This is a genomic window from Bradyrhizobium zhanjiangense (assembly GCF_004114935.1).
Taxonomy (GTDB): domain Bacteria; phylum Pseudomonadota; class Alphaproteobacteria; order Rhizobiales; family Xanthobacteraceae; genus Bradyrhizobium; species Bradyrhizobium zhanjiangense.
The window spans coordinates 5,970,685-5,992,676 of sequence record NZ_CP022221.1; the positions used below are offsets into that span (position 1 = coordinate 5,970,685).

A 21,992-nucleotide genomic window follows, 5' to 3' on the forward strand; every position below is an offset into this window, starting at 1 on the left:
GCTAAGGAAACTCGCGGAGCGAGCCCCTCACCCGCCGCTATCGCGGCGAGCCACCCTCTCCCACACGGGGAGAGGGAAAAGAGACTGTCTCGTCCGCCAGCCGAAACCGCAGCGTGAATTCTGCGCCGCCGCCGGGGAGATTCTCCACCGCGACCGTCGCCGCATGATCGTCCGCGACCCCGCGCACGATCGAGAGCCCCAGGCCGGCGCCGTCGCTGCGCTGGCGGTCACGGCGCCAGAAGCGCTGGAAGATCAGCTCGCGCTCGGCCTCGGCGATGCCCGGACCGCAATCGCGCACCCGCACTGAGCCGTCCTCGCCCACCTCGACCTCGACGGCGGTATCCCTGGCCGTGAACTTGATGGCGTTTTCGGCGAGGTTGAAGATTGCGCGCTGAAGCATCTCCGAATTGCCGTGGATCATGACCGGCGCGTCGCTGCCCCGCAGCGCGATCTCCTTGTGCTGCGCGATCGCGAGCGGGGCGATCGAACCGACCACATCGGCGCAGACCGCGCGCAGGTCAGCGGTCTCGCCGGGATCGAGCACCAGCGTATCGAGCTCGGCGATCTCCAGCAGCTGGGCGACGATCCGGCTCATGGCTTCGATGTCGGCATGCAGCGCCTGGCGTGCCGCGCCGTCGCCAAGCGTCTCGATCCGCGTGCGCAGGATCGTGAGCGGCGTGCGCAGTTGATGCGCGGCGTCGGCCGTGAACTGCCGCTGCACCCGAAAGCCGTCCTCGAGGCGGTCGAGCGCCTGGTTGACGGCGGTGACGAGCGGCATGATCTCGCGCGGGATCCGCTTGGTCGGCAGGCGGATGTCGGTGCGCGCCGGGCCGATATTGCTGGCCTCCTCCGAGGCCCTCCACAGCGGCGCGATTGCGCGGCGGAAGATGATGATGTCGGTTGCGAGCAGGACCAGAAGGATCGGGATGGTGATCCACCCGACCCGCCGGAAGAAATTCGAAATGATGTCGTCGATGATGACGTCGCGATGCGCGAGATCCTCGGCGACCCGAATGCGTACCATCTTGCCGTCGATGATCCGGGTGACGCCAGCGCCGGAAATCGTTTCGGACGGCCGAAGAGCTGCGGCGCCGGTCCGCCGGTGCGAGGAAAACAGCAGCCGGCCTTCGCCATCGCGAATGTCGTATTGATAGCGGCCGTAAGCGTCCGAATAGAGCCCGCGCAGGCTGTCGGGCAAGTTGAACGTCAGCGAGCCGTCCGGCTGGGCGACGATGCGCTCCGCCAGTACCTCGGCCTGGGCGCGCATGCCGTCACGGTGCAACTGGTCGATCTCGGAATTGAGCAGCCAGAACAGCACCAGCGGCAGGACGATCGCGACCATCGCGACCGCCACGATGTGCAGGAAGACGATCCGCCAGATCAGCGATTTGAACGTGAGCGATCTGACATGGCCGCCGGTAGCCACGCTATTTTTCCTCGGCCATGAGATAGCCGACGCCGCGGATGGTGTGGATCACCACCTTGGCACCGTGCTCGGTAAGCTGCTTGCGCAGCCGCGAGACGTAGACCTCGACCGCATTGGAGGCGACCTCGCCTTCGAGCCCGAAGATGTGATCCTCGACGTTCTTCTTCGGCACCACCCGCCCCTGCCGGCGCAGCAGGATCTCCAGCACCGAGGTCTCGCGCGCGGAGATGATCCGCGGCTGGTCGTCGACGAAGATCTGACGGCTCTCGGTGTCGTAGACGAGATTGGCAAGGCGCAGCGAGCGTCCGAGCAGCTGGCCCGGCCGGCGCAGGATCGCCTCCAGCCGCGCCACCAGTTCCTCCATCGCGAACGGCTTTGCGAGATAGTCGTCGGCGCCGCTGCGCAGGCCGCTGACGCGGTCCTGCAGGCCGCCGCGCGCGGTCAGCACCAGGACCGGCAGCGGCTCCATCTTTAGGCGCAGCTCGCGCAGCACCGACAGGCCGTCACCGTCGGGCAGGCCGAGGTCGAGGATCATCGCGGCATAGCTGACGCTGCTCACGGCCTCGCGCGCCTCGGCGGCGCTTCCGACGATGTCGCTCTCATAGCCGGCTGCCGCCAGCCCGCCGGCCACGAGCCGCGACAGCTCGACATTGTCCTCGACGATCAGAAGGCGCATCAAACTCCCGCCGGATGTTCCGGTGTGTCACCGCGCGGCTCGCGCCGCATCTGCGCCCTTTTCCAGCATTCGGGACGCCTCGGCCAGCAAAAAAGCACCCGGCGGAACTGGTCACCGGTCAGGTTCGTGTAAGCCAATCAGGTATGCGCTCGTAAGGCGGAACGGCGGACGTTCGTAGCAGCTGGCCCTTTTAGCCCCCCCCCTCGAAATAGGCGCAAAGCAGGGTCGTCTCATTTTGGGCTAAGGATTTCCGAAAGAGCCGGCACTTGAAACGGCGGTCCTTCCCCTCTCCGCTCTCGATCAGGAACATGCATTCACTGCAAACGTCACTTCGGTGGCGGCGCTGGGCAACATCGAGCCCATCCAGGACGCGGCGAAGCGTATCACGCAGCCGAGACTGATCGGGGAGCTCAAGGGCCACAAGTTGATCCCGCAGGGCGTTCATCGGATCGCGCTCCAGGAACCTCTCGCCTTCACTTGTAAGGCAGAGCGAAATCGAGCGCTTATCCTCTGCAGATGGCTTGCGGCCCATCAGCCCCTTACTCTGCAGTACGGCGGTAATCTGCGATGCGGCGCTGCGGGTCGTGCCCAAAAAGCTGGCGAGAGCAGTCGGCGTCCGCGAAAACCTGTTTGCGCGAGCGAGAAAGCGCAAAGCCATCCATTCGCGATCGCTAAGACCCGAACGACTACCTTCAAAAAGCCAACTGTCGGCAGATTGTATCAGGAGTTGTACGATCTCAATTGCCAGGCTCATCGATAAGTCCCCACGGGAAACGGCCGCCCTGGCATCTCGATCAAAGATCGAGAGCCGCCGTGTCGGGTGAAAGCTGAATTCCCGTCGGGACTGGTTGAGTCCGGTATACCGTACCGTGAAGTCGGAACGACGGTGAACGCACCGCCGCGACTTCAGCCCGATTGCCGGATTCCGATAGCCTGATCGTTCCACGAAAGGAACACCGAAGTACTACGCATCACGCTAGCGTTGAGATGACACCAAATCTCGCGCGTTCGATTGACGTCGACAGCCTCTGCTGCCGCATTGCTGATGAGCGGACATCGAAAGGTCAGAGCGCTCTTGTCAGGTTCGTGTAAGCCATGGCCGCGCATAGGTCGTAGGGATGGATAGAGCGCAGCCAAACCCCGTCCTGCATGACCGATCCGCTCCAAACAGAGACTCCGGCAAAACTAAAACGAGAGCAACGCATGCACCTGTTCAGATTCACACTCGCATCCGCCTTCTGCCTGATGACGACGTTCGCCCAGGCGGCCGGCTTTCGCTTCATCACGGTGCCGGCCGGGGCAGGTTTGCCAGCCTTCCAGGCGGCCGTGTGGTCGCCGTGCCAGGAGCAGGCGGGCGAGGTCAAACTTCGCGCGATCACTTTGATTGCGACGCGGGACTGCGCTGTCTCAGGTGACAAGCTGCCATTGATCGTGATCTCGCATGGCTATGGGGGATCCTTCATCGGCCATCATGACACGGCCGAGGTGCTCGCCGATGCCGGGTTCGTCGTCGTCGCGCTCGACCATCCAGTCGACGCCGGCGGCGGCGACATGAGCCGCGCGGACACGCTCGCCGCATTGACGGAGCGTCCGTCCGACGTCACGAGATTGATCGACCATATGCTCACCGCATGGTCCGATCATGCGAAACTCGACCGCGACCATGTTGGGTTCTTTGGTTTTTCGAGGGGCGGCTACACCGGCCTGGTGGTCGCGGGCGCCAATCCCGATTTGCGAAAGGCCATCGCCTTGTGCCCGGAAAATTCTCCGAAACCCAGCTGCGCCGAACTGCGACGAAGCGAGATCCCGGCACAAGCATTGGCGCATGTCCCGCGCGTCAAGGCCCTTGTCGTTGCCGACCCCGCCTTCGGTCCATTGTTCGACCGGGAGGCTCTGAAGGACGTAAAAATTCCGATCCAGCTTTGGGCGTCGGCGCTGAGTGGAGACGACAAGACCGGCGGCGAAGTCACGCTGGATTATGTTTCACTGATTGAGCGCGACCTGCCGGTCAGACCCGACTATCATCTCGTGCCGAATGCCGGTCACTACGCATTCCTTCCGCCCTGCACGCCGGATCTGGCGAAGAAGCGTCCCGACATCTGCACCGACAGACCGGGGTTCGACCGCGCCGCCTTTCACGAGCAGCTCAACGCCGCCGCCCTGGCCTTCTCCCGAACGCATCTGGTGAGAGGTGGTCCGTAGCTCGCGGGATGGGCCGAGGCGAAATTTCGGATTATGCGATTATCCCTTTTTGCCACTGTTTTGCCCGACGTGTCAAACGGCTTCGCAATTCGCAGCATCGGAGGAGCGAAACGAATCCGTCGCTCGGTGGTCCCTACCCCACTTGCGCTCTCAAAACGCAGCGCGGGCCGCGGCTGCGCGAGGATCGTAGCATCCCGGTGATTTACGTCGACGTATCAGTCTTTTAGCAACATCGACAGGAAGTACCGCCGTGCCCCCTCGTCTACTGTGCATGGGGTTGTTTTTGCATATTTTGAGTCTGGCACTCTCCAAACGCGGAGACGACAACGCCCCGGAGCCTTCGCTCCGGGGCGTTGCAGGCAACAGCTGGCGTGATCAGCTCTGCGAGCGCCGCGCCATGAAGATGTCGTAGCCGACCTCGGCGACCTGGAACCAGGCGTAGCCATCGCTCGTGAACTTGGCGAGGGAATCGTGCACCTTCTTGAAGCTGGCGTTGGTCGCGCCGACTTCGGCGTGCAGCTCCTTGGCGGCCTTGTGGCAGGCATCCATGATCGACGGCGAGAAGGCGTGCAGCTTGGTGCCGCTCGCAAGCAGCTTCTTCAGCGCCAGCGGATTGGCGTTGTCGTAGCGCGCCATCATGTAGTTGTTGGCGTAGTGGCCGGCCTGCTCCAGCACGCTCTGGTAATATTTCGGCAGCGCGTTCCACTTGTCGAGGTTGACGAAGGCCAGCAGCATCGGTCCGCCTTCCCACCAACCGGGATAGTAGTAGTGCGGCGCGATCTTGTAGAAGCCGAGCTTCTCGTCGTCATAGGGGCCGACCCATTCGGCGGCGTCGATGGTGCCCTTCTCCAGCGCCGGATAGATATCGCCGCCGGCGAGCTGCTGCGGCACCACGCCGAGCTTCTGGAGCACGCGGCCGGCAAAGCCGCCAATGCGGAATTTCATGCCCTTCATGTCGTCGGGCGTGTTGACCTCCTTCCTGAACCAGCCGCCCATCTGGCAGCCGGTGTTGCCCGCGAGCAGCGAGACGACGTTGTAGCCCTTGTAGAACTCGTTGAGCACGTCGCGCCCGCCGCCCAGCATGTACCAGGCCTGGTTGATGCGCATGTTGGGACCGAACGGCACGGCCGAGCCGAAGGTGAAGGTCGGGTCCTTGCCGAAATAGTAGTAGGACGCGGTGTGGCCGATCTCGCAGGTGCCGTTCTGCACGGCGTCGAGCACCTGGAGACCCGGCACGATTTCGCCGGCGGCGAAGATCTGGATCTGGAATTTGTTGTCGGTCGCTTCCGCGACCATCTTGCACATCATCTCGGCGCCGCCGAACAGCGTATCGAGCGATTTCGGCCAGCTCGTCGGCATGCGCCATTTGATTTCCGGCATCGACTGCGCGATCGCGGGCGCCGCGAGCGTGGCGGCGCCGGCCGCACCAAGTCCCGTGACCTTGATGAAGTCTCTTCTCTTCATGATTTCCTACCCTGATGGATCTGCTTGTTGGGCCTTCTTGCCGAGGCTTGGGGACAGCATGGATCATCGCTCCGCCGAATGCCATCCCGATCGCACTGCGGCAAAGAAAAAGCCCGGCCTCCTCGAGGAGGCCGGGCTACTCGTCTTACGACTTAAGCCGTAGATCAGCCGCGGGTGCGCGAGCGGATCATGAAGCTGTCGTAGGTATATTCGGCGACCTGCCACCACAGATATTCGTCGGAGCGGTAGGCCTGCATGGCGTCGATCGACTTCTTGAAATCGGCGTTCTTGCCCGAGATCTCAGCCCACAGCTCGTTGGTCGCCTTGAGGCATGCTTCCAGCACCTCGTTGGTGAAGGGACGCAGCTGGGTGCCGCCGGCGACCAGACGCTTCAGCGCCGCCGGGTTCTGCATGTCGTAACGCGCGGCCATCCAGCTGTTGGCGTTGGCCGTCGCGTTGGTGAGGATCGCCTGATAGTTCTTCGGCAGCGCATTCCACTTTTCCAGGTTGGCGAAGGCGTGGACGGTCGGACCGCCTTCCCAGAAGCCCGGATAATAGTAGTACTTGGCGACCTTGGCGAAGCCGAGCTTCTCGTCATCGTAGGGACCGACCCACTCGGCCGCGTCGATGGTGCCCTTCTCCAGTGCCGGATAGATGTCGCCGCCGGCGAGCTGCTGCGGCACCACGCCGACCTTCTGGAGCACCTGGCCGGCAATGCCGCCGATGCGCATCTTCAGGCCGGAGAGGTCGGCAACCGTCTTGATCTCCTTGCGGAACCAGCCGCCCATCTGGGTGCCGGTGTTGCCGCAGGGGAAGCCGATCACGTTCGACTTCTTGAAGAACTCGTTGGCGAGCTCGTTGCCGCCGCCCTGATAGAGCCACGAATTCTGCTGGCGCGCATTGAGGCCGAACGGCACCGAGGCGAAGATCGCGAAGGTCGGGTCCTTGCCGACATAATAGTAGGACACCGTGTGGCACATCTCGACCGTGCCGCTCGAGGTCGCATCGAGGGCCTGCAGGCCGGGGACGATTTCACCGGCGGCAAACACCTGGATCTGGAACTTGTTGTCGGTCATCTCGGCGACGTATTTCGCCACCTGCTCGGCGCCGCCATAGATGGTGTCGAGCGACTTCGGGAAGCTCGAAGTCAGGCGCCACTTCACCTCGGGCGAGGACTGCGCGATTGCCGGCGAGGCCACCGCGGTCGCCGCCGCGCCCGCTGCCGACACTTTGAGAAAATCACGACGCTTCATCTTCATCTCTCTCCTTGCTGGGGCGTTTCCCCTCAACTTCTCTTTTGCTGCCGCTCATTCCGGCGACGCGTGAAGGCCGCGTCGAACCGAAGGGGCTTGACTGCCGTGGGCCTTTAACACGGAAGCCCCGCTTGCGGAACGCGACAATGGCATGACGGGGCTCTACGAAAGTCGCATGTCCCCGCAGCTTGCCGCGGCGGCCAATTCAGGCCGCAGCGATGACACCCTTGAGCTGGTCCCGGACCTGGCCTGCAATGGCGCGGTAGATCGCCGCATGAGGTCCGTCCGGCTCGCTGTCGACCACGGGATTGCCGGCATCCGAGGTGGCGCGAATCGCCATGTGCAGCGGGATCTCGCCCAGGAACGGGACTCCAAGCTTCTCGGCCTCGTGCCGCGCCCCGCCATGGCCGAAAATGTCCGACTTGGTGCCGCAATGTGGGCACTGGAAGTAGCTCATGTTCTCGACGATGCCGAGCACGGGCACGTTGACCTTCTTGAACATGGCAAGCCCCCGTCTTGCGTCGATCAGGGACAGGTCCTGCGGAGTCGAGACGATCACGGCGCCCTTCAACGGCACGTTCTGCGCCAGCGTGAGCTGGGCATCGCCAGTGCCCGGCGGCATGTCGACGACCAGCACGTCGAGCTTGCCCCATTCGACGTCGCGCAGCATCTGCGTCACCGCCGACATCACCATGGGACCGCGCCAGATCATCGCGGTCTCCTCCTCCACCAAAAAGCCGATCGACATGATGGCGAGGCCGAAGCGCCGGAGGGGAATCATCTTGCGTTCGTCGTTCAGCTCCGGCTTGTCGCGCAGGCCGGTCAGCCGCGGCACCGAGGGGCCGTAGATGTCGGCGTCGAGCAGCCCGACCTTGAGGCCGAGGTCGCGCAGGCCGAGCGCCAGATTGAGCGCGGTGGTCGACTTGCCCACCCCGCCCTTACCGGAGGCGACCGCGATCACGGCGGCAACGCCCGGGATTTCCGATTGCCGCGCCATCGGCGATTGGCCGCCCTGCGGCGGTTTATGAGCATGGACCGGCTGCACGCCGGGCGTGCCACGGCTCGGCTGCGGGGGTGGCGGCGGCGCGGAGCCCGGCTTGCGCTCGGCGGTGAGCGCCACCATCGCGGTGGTGACGCCGGGAATGGCACGGACGGCGGCTTCCGCTTCGGCCCGGATGGACTCCCAGGCCCGTGCTTCGGCGGCATCGACATTGATCGAGAAGAACACCTTGCCGTCGGAGGCGCTGATCGCGCTCAGCACGTTGGCATTGGTGAGCGCGACCCCGCGCGGCGACTTGATCCGGGCAAGGCTGTCGAGAACCTGTTGCTGCGTCACGCTCAAAGCGCATCTCCTGATTTCAAGATGCCCCATTAGAGCGGAAACGCCCAAAAGGCTACTGCCTGCCGATATCGTCAGCCATCTCCGCGGGCGCCGCCCCCTGCTCCCTGGCCGCCTCGTAATTCAGCTCGATCATGACGCCGTTGGGGTCGTAGACGAAGATCTGCCAAAGCTCGCCGCCGGGCACCTGGCGGGACTCGAACTTCATCCCCTTGGACGCCAGCCGCTGCTTCATACCGTCGAAGCCGCGGCTGACGAAGGCGACATGGTGGACAACGCCGGAATCCGGCTTTTGTGGCTCGGCGGTCGGAGAAATATCGACGAGGTGCACCACCGGTTTCCCCTCGCTGTACATCCAGGCCCCCGGGAAGGCGAAATTGGGCCGGGCGCCATTTTCCAGGCCCAGCACGTCTTCGTAGAAGCGGACCGTCTCGGCCAATTTTCGGGTTCGGATGTTGAAATGATCGAGCACGCCCACGCTCACGCCGCCCAAACCGATGCCCATGCCTTCGCTCCCTTTTTTGAAGTCCTTGAGGTCCGCCATCCTAGCACGGGGGACCGCCAAACGAAGCCGTTGCCCTCTGGCCTCAAGGGTTTATGGTGCGCCCCAATCCGCCCTCACGGCGGAACCAGGCGCCCTGCTCGCCCGGCAAGAACCGTAAAACCCAAACTACGGACAAGGTACCATACATGGCAAAAGTCGCTTTCCTCGGTCTCGGTGTCATGGGCTTCCCCATGGCCGGACACCTCGTGAAAAAAGGGGGCCATGAGGTCACCGTCTATAACCGCACCGCGGCCAAGGCGAAGGAGTGGGCAGACAAGTTCGGCGGCAAGACCGCACCGACCCCGAAGGCCGCCGCCGAAGGCCAGGATTTCGTGATGTGCTGCGTCGGCAACGACAACGATCTGCGCGCGGTCACGATCGGCCCCGACGGCGCGTTTGCCGGCGTCAAGAAGGGCGCAACCTTCGTCGACCACACCACCGCTTCGGCCGAAGTCGCGCGCGAGCTCGATGCGGCCGCGACCAAGGCCGGCTTCAAGTTCATCGATGCCCCCGTCTCCGGCGGCCAGGCCGGCGCCGAGAACGGCGTGCTGACGGTGATGTGCGGCGGCGCGCAGGACGCCTATGCCGGCGCCGAGCCGATCATCACGGGCGCCTATGCGCGGATGTGCAAACTACTCGGCCCCGCCGGCTCCGGCCAGCTGACGAAAATGGTCAACCAGATCTGCATCGCCGGTCTGGTGCAGGGTCTTTCCGAAGGCATCCACTTCGCCAAGAAGAGTGGCCTCGACGTCGCCGCAGTGATCGAGACCATCTCAAAAGGGGCCGCGCAGTCCTGGCAGATGGAGAATCGCTACAAGACCATGAACGAGGGCAAGTACGATTTCGGCTTCGCGGTCGAATGGATGCGCAAGGACCTCTCGATCTCGCTGGCTGAAGCCCGCCGCAACGGCGCCAATCTGCCGGTGACTGCGCTGGTCGACCAGTTCTACGCCGAAGTCGAGAAGATGGGCGGCAAGCGCTGGGATACGTCCAGTTTGCTCGCACGCCTGCAACGCTGAGGAACGTGTCGACGGTCGCGGCCGGGCAGCTGCGACCGTCACCAGCCTCGACGCGGGCCTGCGCCGCGACGTGGGCCGCATTGAGAAGAACGAATTCCGGGGGACCTGACTTGCTGAGCGTGATCGCCGCCGTTTTCATCGTTGCGTATGCTGCCATCGCGCTCGAACACCCGCTCGGCATCAACAAGAGCGCTACGGCTCTCCTGGGAGCGGGCCTGCTCTGGACCATCTACGCGCTGTCCGTCGGCGACGCCTCGCTCGTCAACCACCAGCTCGACGAATCCGTCGCCTCGACTGCGCAGATCGTCTTCTTCCTGATCGGCGCCATGACGATCGTCGAGGTGATCGACGCCCACAATGGCTTCGAAGTCATCACCTCGGTCATCCGCACCACGAAGCAGACCACGCTGATGTGGATCATCGGCTTCGTGACGTTCTTCCTGAGCGCGATCCTCGACAACCTCACGACCACCATCGTGATGGTCTCGCTGGTTCAGAAGCTGATCGGCAATAGGAGCGACCGCCTGCTGTTCGCTTCCCTCATCGTTATCGCCGCCAATGCGGGAGGCGCCTGGACCGTCATCGGCGACGTCACGACGACGATGCTCTGGATCGGAGGGCAGATCTCGCCTGTCAGCATCATGGGAGCGGTATTCCTGCCGTCTCTGCTCAACCTGCTGATACCGCTGCTCGTCATTGGCTATTCCGTCAAGGGGAAGGACATCGTCCCGCCGCTGCAACGAGAAGCGCAGGCTCTCAAGGTCGAGCTGTTCGAGCGCAATCTGATGTTCTATCTCGGCCTCGGCACACTGGTCGCCGTCCCGGTTTTCAAGGCCGTGACGCACCTCGCGCCCTTCATGGGGATCCTGTTCGGGCTGGGCATCCTCTGGCTGGTCGGCGAGATCGTTCACCGCCACAAGGACGAGGATGCGCGTCGCCCCCTCACCCTCGTCCATGCGCTGACGCGCATCGACATGAGCTCCATCGTGTTCTTCGTCGGCATTCTCCTTGCCGTCGCCTGCCTGGAGCACGCCCGCGTGCTGGAGCTGTTGGCAAAATGGCTCGACACCACGGTCGGCCGTCTCGACATCATCGTCATCCTGCTCGGCCTCTTGAGCGCCATCATCGACAACGTGCCGCTCGTCGCGGCGACGATGGGCATGTACAATCTGGTGCAATATCCGGCCGACAGCTTCATCTGGGAATTCATCGCCTATTGCGCCGGCACCGGCGGCTCGATCCTGATCATCGGCTCGGCGGCCGGCGTCGCCGCGATGGGGCTCGAGAAGATCGAATTCTTCTGGTACGCCCGCCGGATCGCAGGTCCCGCGCTTGTGGGTTACCTCGCGGGTGCACTGGTCTACATTGCGCAGCACTCGCTGCTGCATTGATCCGTCGTGACCGGTCGTTCGGCACTGCCGGTTCCGGCACAGAGGCGTTTCTTAATCATCCGTTAACGTAATTCTTTAGTTCCTTAAGTCACCTCTTAAGGATTTCTTGCCAGAGATAGACAATGCAGAAGGCCCGCGTCCGGCGTGGGCAGGAATCGTGTTGCTTGATGAGTAACCCCGCTGAAAAGCCCGAGGTTGTGCAGCTTCCGGCCGAGCCGGTGAGCGCTCCATCGGCGAGCAGCCGCAGGGCTGCGGCGCAGCGGGTGCGCGAGGCGCGCGACAAGTTAACCTCGACCAGCGGAACCCGGCCGGCCTTCGACGCCGAGATGCTGCGCCAATATGCCCAGACGCGGCTGTCGGCTTCCTATGTCGTGATGCTGCTGGTAGTCGCCACCGGCGTGCTGTTCGGGCTCTGGATGCAGCCGATTCCGGCCGCGGCCTGGACCGCGGGCATGCTCTGCATCCACAGCGCGATGATCCGCAGCTGCCGGCGGTTCCTGACTGAGGCCGCCTCTCCGGCCGCAACGCGCGCATGGCGAACGCGTTTCGTCGTGCTCGACCTGCTCTATGGCCTGTGCTGGATGGCAATCCTGATCCACCCCGTGCTCGACATGGTCACGGAAACACTGATGATGTTCCTGATGCTGCTGGTGATCGCGGTATCGAGCATGCTGGCCGCCAATCTGCCGATCGCCGCCGTTGCCGCCACCGCGCCGGTCGCGGTCGCAATGGCCCTGAGCTTCGTGATGACCGGCTCACTGGACAATTACATCCTGGCGGCACTCGCGCTCGCGGCCGAAGGCTATTTCGTCCTGCTGGCCCACCGCCTGCACTCCTCGACCTTCGCCACGCTCGAGGCACGCGCCGAGAAGGACGCACTAATCGGCGAGCTCGAACAGGCCAAGGCAATCTCGGACGAAGCACGTCACCGCGCCGAATCCGCCAATGTCGCCAAGTCACGCTTCCTTGCGCAGATGAGCCACGAGCTGCGCACGCCGCTGAACGCTATCCTCGGTTTCTCCGAGGTGATGAAGAGCGAGATTTTTGGCGCACACGCGGTGCCGGTCTACAAGGAGTACTCGGCGGACATCCATAATTCCGGCGTGCACCTGCTCAACCTCATCAACGAGATTCTCGATTTGTCGCGGATCGAGGCCGGCCGCTACGAACTCAACGAGGAAGCAGTGTCGCTAGTCGGCATCGTCGCCGACTGCCATCATTTGATGAAGCTGCGCGCCTCGAGCCGCGGCATCACCATCCACGAAGTGTTCGAGCAGGCCATGCCGCGGCTCTGGGCCGACGAGCGTGCGATCCGCCAGGTCGTGCTCAACCTGCTTTCCAACTCCATCAAGTTCACGCCGCAGGGCGGCGAGATCTGGCTCAAGGCGGGATGGACCGCTTCGGGTGGACAATATCTCTCGGTGAAGGATTCCGGCTCCGGAATCCCCGAGGACGAGATCCCGGTCGTGCTCGCCTCGTTCGGCCAGGGCTCCAACTCGATCAAATCGGCCGAACAGGGCGCAGGCCTCGGCCTGCCCATCGCCAAGAATCTGATCGACCTGCATGGCGGCACGTTCACGCTGAAATCGAAGCTGCGCATCGGCACCGAGGTCATCGTCACCTTCCCGCCGGAGCGCGTGATGAGCGCGCTGGCGCCGCTGTCGGATGATTCTCCGCCGCTCCAGCCCGAGAGTTCGCTCGTTCCCGACGAGAAGCGCCGGCCGCGCCACAAGCCGATCATGAGCGCAGGCACGGGCTCTTAACGAGATGCTTGCAGACATGCCCGACGATCCCTCACAATGTCCGTATGAGCAAAGAAACGCCGTGCGTCGCCGTCTGCATGATCGATCCCAAGACCAAGCTTTGCTTCGGCTGCGGCCGGACTTTGCCGGAGATCGCGCGCTGGCACGCCATGGACAGCGCCGAGCGGCTGACGGTCATGGCGCTGTTGCCGGCGCGCATGGATCAGGCAGGACTCGCACCGATCGCGGCATCGCCGAAACGTACCTGATCGGCACGCGCGCATCTGGAGGCGCGCAATGATCCGCTTCTTGCTTGTACTCATCATGCTCGCCGGCACCGCAGGTGCGGTCGTCGCCTATGGCGATCCCGACCAGATCGCGCGCGCCAGCCACAGGGTCTCGCACATCTTCCGCGCGCAGACCGCCGCCCCGGCCCCCGCCGTGCATATCCCGCGCGGCCAGGGTGGTGAGTTCGCACTGCGTGCGAAGATCAACGGCGTCACCGCGCCGATGGTGATCGATACAGGTGCGACCTCCGTGGTGCTGACCTGGGAAACCGCGAAAGCGATCGGACTGCCGCTCGAGATGCTCGAATACGACGTCGACCTGGAGACCGCGGGCGGCCACACCAAGGCGGCGCGGCTCACGCTCGACCGTCTCGCGGTCGGCAAGCTGGTCGAGAAGTCGGTGCCGGCCCTGGTCGTGCAACGTGGCCAGATGAAGACCAATCTGCTCGGCATGAGCTTCCTCGACCGCCTGGAAAGCTGGGGCGTGCGCGCGGACACGCTGATGCTGACAGGTTATCCGGAGCTCCAGAAGGGCCCCCGCCGCTCGCGCATCGCGATCGACTAGACGAGCTACGCCGCCTCCGCTGGCGCAGGTGCACCGACACGCGCGATCGCCTCGCGCAGCACGTCGAGACCGGCGCCCGGCTTCACCCCCCGCTCGGCAAGATGGCGGCGGAAGGCGCGCGCGCCGGGAACGGCGTGGAATGCGCCGACGAAATGCCGCGTGATCGCGTGCAGCCGGGTGCCGCGCGCGAGCTGCTGTTCGATGTAGGGCATCATCGCCTCGAGCGCGTCCTGCATGGACGCGTGCGGCGCCGCCTCGCCGAAGATGTCGGTATCGACGCTGAGCAGCCGCCACGGCTCCTGATAGGCGGCGCGGCCGAGCATCACACCGTCGACATGGGCAAGATGCGCCTTCGCATCGTCGATGCCCGGGATGCCGCCATTGATGATGATGGGCACACCAGGCATTGCGCGTTTGAGCCGATAGACGCGATCATAGTCGAGCGGCGGGATGTCGCGGTTCTCCTTCGGCGAAAGGCCGTTGAGCCAGGCTTTGCGGGCGTGCACGATCAGCGCATCGCTGCCGGACGCCACCACCGCGCGCGCGAGCGTATCGAGCGCCACTTCAGGGTCCTGGTCGTCGATCCCGATACGGCACTTCACAGTGACGGGAACCGCGACCGCGCGCTTCATGGCGTCGACGCATCTCGCCACCAGTTCCGGCTCCGCCATGAGGCAGGCGCCGAACCGGCCATCCTTCACGCGATCGGACGGGCAGCCGACATTGAGATTGATCTCGTCATAACCGAACGCCTCACCGATCCGCGCAGCCAGCGCTAGCTCGTGCGGATCCGACCCGCCAAGCTGAAGCGCCACCGGATGCTCGCACGCGTCGAACCCAAGCAGCCGCTCCCGATCGCCATGAATAATGGCGCCCGTGGTCAGCATCTCCGTATAAAGCAGCGCCCGCCGCGTCAGTTGACGGTGGAACACCCGGCAATGCCGGTCCGTCCAATCCATCATCGGCGCCACGGAAAAGCGATAGTCATGCGATTTCAAGGCATTGACCTCTGTCCGTCCCATTCGATGAATATCAAGGTATTCCTTCGCGGCTGACCATTTGGAGATGACGCGCGCTCTTCCTTCGCCTGAACGTGCGTCCCATGCAAGTGGAATAAACATCGTGGGTGGGGGGCACGAGAGAGCAATGCCGATCACGTTTGCCGCAACGAGAAGCATCTGGATCCATCTTCGGCGCGGATGGTCCAACACTTCAATAGACGGTGAACGGCCCGCTCAAAATTAGACAAATCTTCAGATCGAGACGACCAACCACCAACGAGAGAACTGAATCGGGAGAACGCCCGCGCCGAACTTGCCAAGAATGGTGGGTTGGACTCAGTTCGACCTTGGCGGCTTTCATCGCGAAAGGCCCAACCTTTACATCGGCGCTTCGTAATCCAGCAAAAGAAATGCCATGTCCGAGAGACACGGCAAGTTCCAGGGAGGGAAGACTGGGAGAATTCGAAGCGGGAATGAGCCGTCGCCCAGTTGATCCTTCGCCGGCGCGAAAGCGATCACCTACCGCTCACGACCGCGATCACCATTTCAATGCCGCCGTGTGCACGGGATGGTCCCAGAGCGCGGTCGTCTCAGTGTCGAGCAGGCTGACGGTGAGCGAACACCCAGCCATGTCCAGCGAGGTAACGAAGCTGCCGACCAGCGAGCGAGCGATGCGCAAACCGCGCTTCTCGAGCATCCGACGCGCCGCGTTGTACATCAGGTAGAGTTCGATCATCGGCGTGCCGCCAAATCCGTTGACGAGCAGGAGGGCCTCGGCGCCGTCGCGCGCGTCGAGCTCCTGCGCGATAGCCGTCGTCATCTCGTCAGCGATCGCATCGGCCCGCTCCAGCTTGACGCGGCGACGTCCCGGCTCGCCGTGAATGCCGACCCCCACCTCCATCTCGTCCTCGCCGAGCGAGAAGGTCGGCGTGCCCGCGGCCGGGACCGTGCAACTCGTCAGCGCCACCCCCATCGAACGCGTGCGCGCGTTGACGCGCTCGCCGAGCGCGACGCAGCCTTTGAGGTCGGCGCCCTTCTCGGCAGCCGCGCCGACGATCTTCTCCACGATGAGCGTGCCAGCCACGCCGCGACGCCCGATGCTGTGGGTCGAGTTTTCGACCGCGACGTCATCGTCGGTCACGATGGTCGCCGTGCGGCCCTCGGCGATCTCGGCCGCCATCTCGAAATTCATGCGGTCACCCGCATAGTTCTTTACGATGAATAGCACGCCGGCCTCTCCCGCAACCGCCTGTGCCGCCTCGACGATCTGGTCCGGCGTCGGCGAGGTGAAAACCTGCCCCGGACATGCGGCATCCAACATGCCACAGCCGACGAAGCCCGCATGCAGCGGCTCGTGCCCGCTGCCGCCGCCCGATACGAGCGCAACCTTCCGCGGATTCAGCTCGCGGCGCCGCACAAATTTCCGCTCCGCGCCGAGCGCGAGGATATCGGCATGCGCGGCGGCAAGCCCGTCGAGGCTCTCCGCGAGCACGTCGTCGACCGAATTGATGAATTTTTTCATTGTCTTCTCCCCGCTTCATCACTTTGAGCCTTCGCGCTTATTTTTCGCGTATGATGGCACTCAAGCGCCGCGCGAATTCCTGGAGCAGCGCATCGAGCTCGGCGTTGCGCTTGGCACTGCCGAGGTCCGGCAAGTGCAGCGTCAGGGTCCGCTCATGCGCCCCTTCAGTCAGGCGGCCGATGCGGCGCGGATGTGCGCGTGCATAGGCGCGAAGAAAGGCAGTCTTCGCCTGCGGCGGAAAGTGACAGACATCGAAGATCGTATTGAGATGCTGCACCGGAATCGGCACCGGATATGCCGGATTGCTGATCTGGCTGACGAAACTGCGATTCTTGCCCATCGCATGTGCAAGGCGAAGCCGCATGCCTGACGGACGGCTCTCGAGCACCTCCTTGAAGATGCGCTTGTAGACCGCAACAGCACCGGCTTCCGCCGGTTCATCGATCGCCGTATCAGCCAAGGCCGCCTCCGCTGCTCAGCCGGTCGATCGTCTGCTTGATCTGCGCGAGCGCCGATGAATTCACGGATAGCTCGCGCAAGCCGCAGTTCAGCAATGCGGGAAGGCAGCGCGGATCGCTCGCCATGTCACCGCACAGGCTGACACTGATGCCGGCGCGCCGCCCGTGCTCCGCGGTCCGCGCGATCAGCTCGAGCACTGCCGGATGCAGCGGGTCCATCAAGGGGGCGAGAGCTCCATTGGAACGATCGCACGCAAGGACATATTGCGCGAGGTCGTTCGACCCGATTGAGAAGAAGGCGGCCCTGAAGCTCGTGACCGCCAGGGCCGCCGCCGGGACTTCAACCATTATTCCCAGCTCGGGGAGCATCGCGGCAATGCCGTCCGCCTGCAAGCGCTGCACGACGTCAGCGAACAGCTTCCGTCCTGCCTCGAGTTCGTCCGCCGATGTGACCATCGGAAACATGACCTTGAGGTTTCCACGCACGGCCGCACGCGCCAGCGCGCGAAGCTGAATGGCAAAGATCTCGGGCCGTGCCAGGCAAAGCCGCAAGCCGCGGACCCCGAGGAAGGGATTGGCTTCGCCGTCCTGCGTGAATCCAGGCACCGGCTTGTCGCCGCCCGCGTCAAAGGTTCGAATGGTGACCGGGCGCCGGTCGGCCCAGCGCAATACCGCATCGTAGGCCTGAAACTGTGTCTCCTCGTCGGGCAGGCCACCCCGCTCGGCGAGCAGAAACTCGGTGCGCATCAAGCCGATACCATCAGCATATTGCGCGTCGGCATGCTCGAGATCCTCGACGCGCTGGATATTGATGAACAGCTTGATCCGCTCGCCGCGCCAGGACGCCGTCGGTCGCTGGAGGATCGCGCGGGCAGACGCCCTGCTCTTGCGGTGGGTTTCGCGCCGCTTCTCGAACAAGCGGAGCTGCTCGGCGCTGGGATCGAGTTCAAGCGTGGCACCTTCGCCGTCGAGCAGCGCCATGGGTCCAACTTCGGCTGCGACTTCCGTGATCGTGCCAATCTGCACGACCATTGGAATGCCCCTTGCGCGCGCCAGCATCGCGACGTGGCTCGTGGGACTGCCGCGCAAGAGCGCCAGACCGCCGCCGCCGGACCAGTCGATCTCCAGAAAACGCGAGGGCGGCAGATCGTCGGCGCAGACGACGGCGCCGCTCGGAATTTTCAGGACCTGGCCCTCGCCTCCCCGCAGAATGGCGACCACGCGGTCGCGCAAATCAGCGAGATCGGAGGAGCGCGCCTTCAAATATTCGTCCTCAGCCGAATTGTAGTCCGCGATCTGCTCGTCAAGCGCCGAACGCCATGCGACATCCGCAGGACTCCCCTCGCCAATCGACGCGAAGATCGCCTCGATGAAATCCTCATCGTCTAGCAGGGCGACCTGGAATTCCAGAATCTGCGCGGCTTCACCTCCAGCGATCGCGGCAAGCTCCGCGATCTGCCCGCTTGCCACGTCGATCGCGCTGCGCAGCGCGAGCGCTTCCTCGACCAGCGAGCCTGCGACCCGCTCGCCGCTCGCGCCCGCATTGACACGGACGAACGGACCATGGGCAAAGCCGATCGAAGCGGTTCTGCCGCGGAAGGCCAGTCCTGTAGCGCCTCCCTGCATCTAGGAAACCTCGTCCGGAAAATCGGTTGTAATCAGATTGACCAGCGCCGCAACCGCGGCCTCCGCGTCACTGCCGGATGCCTTGATCTCGATCGTGCTGCCGTGCGCCGCACGCATGGCCATGATCTTGGCCACGCTCTTGGCGTTGATCCAATCGGTCGCGCCTGCGACCCGAACGGAAATCTGCGCCTGGAACTTCTTGGCAAGCTTGGTCAGCTTGACCGCCGGGCGCGCATGCATGCCTACCGCGTGCACCAACCGCACATTACCGGTGAAGATCTGTCCGTCCGCTTTGTCCAGCATATTCACATTCCGTCATCACCTCGCCGACATGTCAGTCGGCAGAAAGTTCCTCGGCCACGGCCTTCACCTGGGCCAGCGAGCTGCCGCCTGCCGCCTCGGTCGCCGCCATCACGGCGCCCTCCACGATCGGCGCGTTGCATACGACAACGAGATCGCGCCGTGCAGGCTCCAGCATTTCGACCGCCATCTCGCTGTTGGTTTCGGCGCCGCCAAGATCGACGAGGATCGCGACGCCCTTTGCGGACCAGGCATTATTGATGGCGTCGATGATCGAGGAAACACTGGTGCCCAGTCCACCGTCCGGATTGCCGCCACAGAAGGCCACCTTGACCTCGCTGCCGACCATCTGCCGCACCATGTCGGCGGTGCCCTTGGCGATATCCTTCGAATGCGAGACGATCACGATACCTACAGTGTCGGTCATTGCTGTCCCTCCAGGCTCGCGCAGACCGCCTGCACGAGTACGCAGCTCGAACGTGCGCCAGGATCGACATGTCCGACGCTGCGCGGTCCGAGGAACGACGCTCGCCCCTTGGTGGCCTGCATCGCTGCGGTCCGCTCGACCGCTTCGGCCGCGGTGGTGCGGACCTGCGCGATCAGATCCGGTTGGCCGGCCGCCGTCCTCAACGTTTCCAGGACTGGAACAAGCACGTCGAGCATTGTCTTCTCGCCGGCCTGGGAGCGCCCCCGCGCGCTCACCGCATTCACGCCGCTGCCAAAGACATCCGCAAGATCGTCCGGCAAGTGCCTGTCATGCGAGAGCGCTTCGCCCGCGGCAAGAAAGAAACTGCCGTAAAGCGGCCCGGAGGCGCCTCCTACGGTCATCACCAGGGTCTTGCCGATCATCTTCAGCGCCTCGTCCAGCGGTTGCGCCGAGATGGCATCAAGCTTGCCGAGCACGGCCTCGAAGCCGCGCTTCATATTTGTCCCATGGTCACCGTCGCCGATCGCCTGATCCAGGGTCGTGAGTTCTGGCGCGCTCGCGATGACCTGCTCTGCGGCCACCTTGACCAGCGTCTTGATCGTCTCGGGTTGTAGCGACATCGAGTTGATCCTCTAGTGAACCATCGCAGGGATGCGTTGCCCCGCGCGATCGAAACAGAGCGGATGCACCAGGCGCAGTTCGACCTCCTGGCCGGACTGAAGCGGCTGGCGCGGATCCGCAAGCGTCACCAGCATCTCGCCCTTATAATCCAGGTGAACATGATTCTGCTCACCGAGGTGCTCGATGCGGTGCACCCGGCCGACCATCCGTCCCCCATTGCGCGCAGTGATTTGCAGATGCTCGGTTCGGATGCCGACCGTCTCCGTTCCCGGCGGCACCGGCACATCGGACAACAGATGGGCCGGAAGGAAGTTGATCTGGGGCGTGCCGAGGCGCGAGGCGACATAGCTGCTCGACGGGCTTTCGTAGATCTCCCGCGGCGTGCCGCACTGAAGAAGCTGGCCGTCCCTGATCACGCCGATCCGGGAGGCCATGGTCATGGCCTCGACCTGATCGTGGGTCACGTAGAGAATGGTCGCGCCAAGCTCGAGCTGGATCCGCTTGAGCTCAAGACGAAGCTCCGCTCGGAGCTTCGCATCCAGCGAGGAGAGCGGCTCGTCCATCAGGTAGATCGAGGGATCGCGAACCAGCGCACGGCCGATCGCCACCCGCTGCATTTCGCCGCCGGACAGGCGGGTTGCACGGTTGTTCAACTTGCTTGCGATATGCAAAAGCTCCGCCGTCTGCTCGACGCGCTTGCGGATAATTGGCTCCGACACGCGCCGCGCGGGGGAGCGCAACGGAAACGCCAGATTGTCATAGACCGTGAGGTGCGGATACAGCGAATATTGCTGGAAGACAAAGGCTATATCGCGTGATCCCGGCGGATCGTGCGTCACGTCGCGGCCGTCGATCATGACCGAGCCGGCGTCGGGGGTCTCGAGCCCGGTGATCAGCCGCAACGTCGTGGTTTTGCCGGCACCGCTCGGCCCGAGCAGGACCAGGAATTCTCCATCATTCACCGCCAGCGAAAGCTCGCGTACTGCCTCGACCGCGTCGAAACGCTTGCTGATGTTGCGCAGGATGACGTCAGCCACGGCGCGCACTCCCCATATTGGCGGTTCGAACAGCGAGGCCGCTGGCGACATCGAACAGCGCCAGCCTCTCGGAGTGGAATTCAAGACCCACTGTCTCGCCGATCCGCACCGACGCGCTGGAGGGCAGCCGCGCCGCCAGGCGCCCGTGCGGCGTGTCGACGATTACGATCTGCGTGGTGCCGAGATATTCGGCGCCGAACACCTCACCGCGGACGGGTGCCGCGTCGGCAAAGCGAATGTGCTCAGGACGTATCCCGAGCGCCAGCGGTGCGCTCGCACGATCCTCGCGGATCTCCGGGACTTCGACGCTGACGCTATGAAAGGCGACAGCCCGATCCCCCGACCGCAGGCCGCTCTCAAACCGCAGGAAATTCATCGGCGGCGAGCCGATGAAATCGGCCACGAACATGCTGGCGGGCCGGTCATAGACCTCTTGCGGCGAGCCGATCTGCTCGACGCGCCCCTTGTTCATGACGGCGATCTGATCCGCCATCGACATCGCTTCGAGCTGGTCGTGCGTCACGTAGACCGTGGTCGCACTGATGCGATCGTGGAGATCACGAAGTTCGCCGCACATCAGATGACGAAACTCGGCGTCGAGCGCGCCCAGCGGCTCGTCCATCAGGAAGGCCTTCGGCCGCCTCACCATGGCGCGGCCAAGCGCGACGCGCTGCCGGTCACCGCCCGAGAGTTTCGACGTCTTGCTCGACAGGAGATGCTCGATCCGCAGCAGCCGCGCGGTTTCCTGCACCCGGTCGCGAATCTCGCGTCGCCCAATGCCCTGGCACTTCAGGGGAAAGCCGATATTGCCCGCCACATTCATGTGCGGATAGAGCGCAAAGAGCTGGAAGACGAAGGCGATATCGCGGGCAGCGGCACGGCGAACGGTCACGTCCTCGCCGTCGAGCAGGATCTTGCCCTCGGTCGGCAGCTCGAGGCCCGCGATCATGCGCAGCGTGGTGGTCTTGCCGCAGCCGGAGGGCCCGAGCATCGCGAAAAAGGTGCCGTCATCGATGGTGAAGTTCGAGCCTTCAACGGCTGTGAACTGATCGAACGACTTGCGCAGGTTTTCGACGCGGATTTGTGCCATGG

22 protein-coding genes are annotated in these 21,992 nt (G+C 64.0%); 6 read left to right on the forward strand and 16 right to left on the reverse strand.

The annotated features are described in order from the left end of the window. Positions 1 to 37: 37 nt before the first annotated feature. From XH85_RS28735 to XH85_RS28745, 3 genes are all read right to left on the reverse strand, one after another. Positions 38 to 1,426, reverse strand: coding sequence for an ATP-binding protein (locus tag XH85_RS28735; RefSeq protein ID WP_128934502.1), 1,389 nt, complete (start codon positions 1,424 to 1,426; stop codon positions 38 to 40). A gap of 1 nt (position 1,427) precedes the next feature. Next, positions 1,428 to 2,102, reverse strand: a complete 675-nt coding sequence (locus XH85_RS28740) for a response regulator transcription factor (protein ID WP_128934503.1) — start codon at positions 2,100 to 2,102, stop codon at positions 1,428 to 1,430. Positions 2,103 to 2,292: 190 nt separating this feature from the next. After that, positions 2,293 to 2,856, reverse strand: coding sequence for a MarR family winged helix-turn-helix transcriptional regulator (locus XH85_RS28745; protein WP_128934504.1), 564 nt, complete (start codon positions 2,854 to 2,856; stop codon positions 2,293 to 2,295). Between the two features lie 449 nt (positions 2,857 to 3,305). Between XH85_RS28745 and XH85_RS28750 the strand changes: the two genes are divergently transcribed. Beyond that, the gene (locus XH85_RS28750; RefSeq protein WP_128934505.1) at positions 3,306 to 4,304 is read left to right on the forward strand and encodes an alpha/beta hydrolase family protein; all 999 of its coding nucleotides are present in this window, start codon (positions 3,306 to 3,308) and stop codon (positions 4,302 to 4,304) included. Between the two features lie 375 nt (positions 4,305 to 4,679). Here the strand turns inward: XH85_RS28750 and XH85_RS28755 are convergent, their stop codons facing one another. The 4 genes from XH85_RS28755 to XH85_RS28770 all read right to left on the reverse strand — a co-directional run bounded on the left by XH85_RS28755 (position 4,680) and on the right by XH85_RS28770 (position 8,853). Further along, complete coding sequence (locus XH85_RS28755) at positions 4,680 to 5,768, reverse strand: TRAP transporter substrate-binding protein (protein ID WP_128934506.1); 1,089 nt, start codon at positions 5,766 to 5,768, stop codon at positions 4,680 to 4,682. Positions 5,769 to 5,932: 164 nt separating this feature from the next. Next, entirely contained in the window at positions 5,933 to 7,021 is a 1,089-nt protein-coding gene (locus XH85_RS28760) for a TRAP transporter substrate-binding protein (protein ID WP_091888831.1), read from the reverse strand. 205 nt (positions 7,022 to 7,226) lie between these two features. Continuing rightward, positions 7,227 to 8,363 (reverse strand): Mrp/NBP35 family ATP-binding protein, encoded by a 1,137-nt coding sequence (locus XH85_RS28765; RefSeq protein ID WP_164939948.1) that lies wholly within the window; start codon positions 8,361 to 8,363, stop codon positions 7,227 to 7,229. A 52-nt stretch (positions 8,364 to 8,415) separates the two neighbouring features. Further along, entirely contained in the window at positions 8,416 to 8,853 is a 438-nt protein-coding gene (locus XH85_RS28770; RefSeq protein WP_128937455.1) for a VOC family protein, read from the reverse strand. A 197-nt stretch (positions 8,854 to 9,050) separates the two neighbouring features. Between XH85_RS28770 and XH85_RS28775 the strand changes: the two genes are divergently transcribed. The 5 genes from XH85_RS28775 (at position 9,051) to XH85_RS28795 (ending at position 13,908) form a co-directional block, all read left to right on the forward strand. Then, positions 9,051 to 9,923 carry an NAD(P)-dependent oxidoreductase gene (locus XH85_RS28775; RefSeq protein WP_128934508.1) on the forward strand — a complete coding sequence of 291 codons (873 nt, stop codon included), beginning with the start codon at positions 9,051 to 9,053 and terminating at the stop codon, positions 9,921 to 9,923. Positions 9,924 to 10,033: 110 nt separating this feature from the next. Then, on the forward strand, positions 10,034 to 11,314 hold the full coding sequence (gene nhaD, locus XH85_RS28780) for a sodium:proton antiporter NhaD (protein ID WP_128934509.1): 1,281 nt from the start codon (positions 10,034 to 10,036) through the stop codon (positions 11,312 to 11,314). Positions 11,315 to 11,481: 167 nt separating this feature from the next. Beyond that, a complete protein-coding gene (locus tag XH85_RS28785) occupies positions 11,482 to 13,077 on the forward strand; it encodes a sensor histidine kinase (RefSeq protein ID WP_164939947.1) in 1,596 nt (531 codons plus the stop codon). A 44-nt stretch (positions 13,078 to 13,121) separates the two neighbouring features. Further along, complete coding sequence (locus tag XH85_RS28790) at positions 13,122 to 13,325, forward strand: DUF1289 domain-containing protein (protein WP_128934511.1); 204 nt, start codon at positions 13,122 to 13,124, stop codon at positions 13,323 to 13,325. Positions 13,326 to 13,353: 28 nt separating this feature from the next. After that, positions 13,354 to 13,908 carry a TIGR02281 family clan AA aspartic protease gene (locus XH85_RS28795; RefSeq protein ID WP_128934512.1) on the forward strand — a complete coding sequence of 185 codons (555 nt, stop codon included), beginning with the start codon at positions 13,354 to 13,356 and terminating at the stop codon, positions 13,906 to 13,908. Between the two features lie 5 nt (positions 13,909 to 13,913). On the opposite strand, the gene dusA is transcribed toward XH85_RS28795, so the two are convergent. From dusA to XH85_RS28840, 9 genes are all read right to left on the reverse strand, one after another. Continuing rightward, complete coding sequence (gene dusA / locus XH85_RS28800) at positions 13,914 to 14,930, reverse strand: tRNA dihydrouridine(20/20a) synthase DusA (RefSeq protein ID WP_128934513.1); 1,017 nt, start codon at positions 14,928 to 14,930, stop codon at positions 13,914 to 13,916. A 517-nt stretch (positions 14,931 to 15,447) separates the two neighbouring features. Continuing rightward, positions 15,448 to 16,431, reverse strand: coding sequence for a dihydroxyacetone kinase subunit DhaK (gene dhaK, locus XH85_RS28805; RefSeq protein WP_128934514.1), 984 nt, complete (start codon positions 16,429 to 16,431; stop codon positions 15,448 to 15,450). Between the two features lie 37 nt (positions 16,432 to 16,468). Beyond that, the gene (locus XH85_RS28810) at positions 16,469 to 16,891 is read right to left on the reverse strand and encodes a hypothetical protein (protein WP_128934515.1); all 423 of its coding nucleotides are present in this window, start codon (positions 16,889 to 16,891) and stop codon (positions 16,469 to 16,471) included. Beyond that, the gene (ptsP, locus tag XH85_RS28815) at positions 16,884 to 18,515 is read right to left on the reverse strand and encodes a phosphoenolpyruvate--protein phosphotransferase (protein ID WP_128934516.1); all 1,632 of its coding nucleotides are present in this window, start codon (positions 18,513 to 18,515) and stop codon (positions 16,884 to 16,886) included. The genes XH85_RS28810 and ptsP overlap by 8 nt, the downstream gene beginning before the upstream one ends. Then, positions 18,516 to 18,818, reverse strand: coding sequence for an HPr family phosphocarrier protein (locus XH85_RS28820; protein ID WP_164934445.1), 303 nt, complete (start codon positions 18,816 to 18,818; stop codon positions 18,516 to 18,518). It abuts the gene before it with no gap. 31 nt (positions 18,819 to 18,849) lie between these two features. Beyond that, entirely contained in the window at positions 18,850 to 19,242 is a 393-nt protein-coding gene (gene dhaM, locus XH85_RS28825) for a dihydroxyacetone kinase phosphoryl donor subunit DhaM (protein ID WP_128934518.1), read from the reverse strand. After that, a complete protein-coding gene (dhaL, locus tag XH85_RS28830) occupies positions 19,239 to 19,862 on the reverse strand; it encodes a dihydroxyacetone kinase subunit DhaL (RefSeq protein WP_128934519.1) in 624 nt (207 codons plus the stop codon). The genes dhaM and dhaL overlap by 4 nt, the downstream gene beginning before the upstream one ends. A 12-nt stretch (positions 19,863 to 19,874) precedes the next feature. After that, positions 19,875 to 20,900, reverse strand: a complete 1,026-nt coding sequence (locus XH85_RS28835; protein ID WP_128934520.1) for an ABC transporter ATP-binding protein — start codon at positions 20,898 to 20,900, stop codon at positions 19,875 to 19,877. Then, a complete protein-coding gene (locus tag XH85_RS28840; RefSeq protein ID WP_128934521.1) occupies positions 20,893 to 21,990 on the reverse strand; it encodes an ABC transporter ATP-binding protein in 1,098 nt (365 codons plus the stop codon). The genes XH85_RS28835 and XH85_RS28840 overlap by 8 nt, the downstream gene beginning before the upstream one ends. Positions 21,991 to 21,992: the final 2 nt, after the last annotated feature.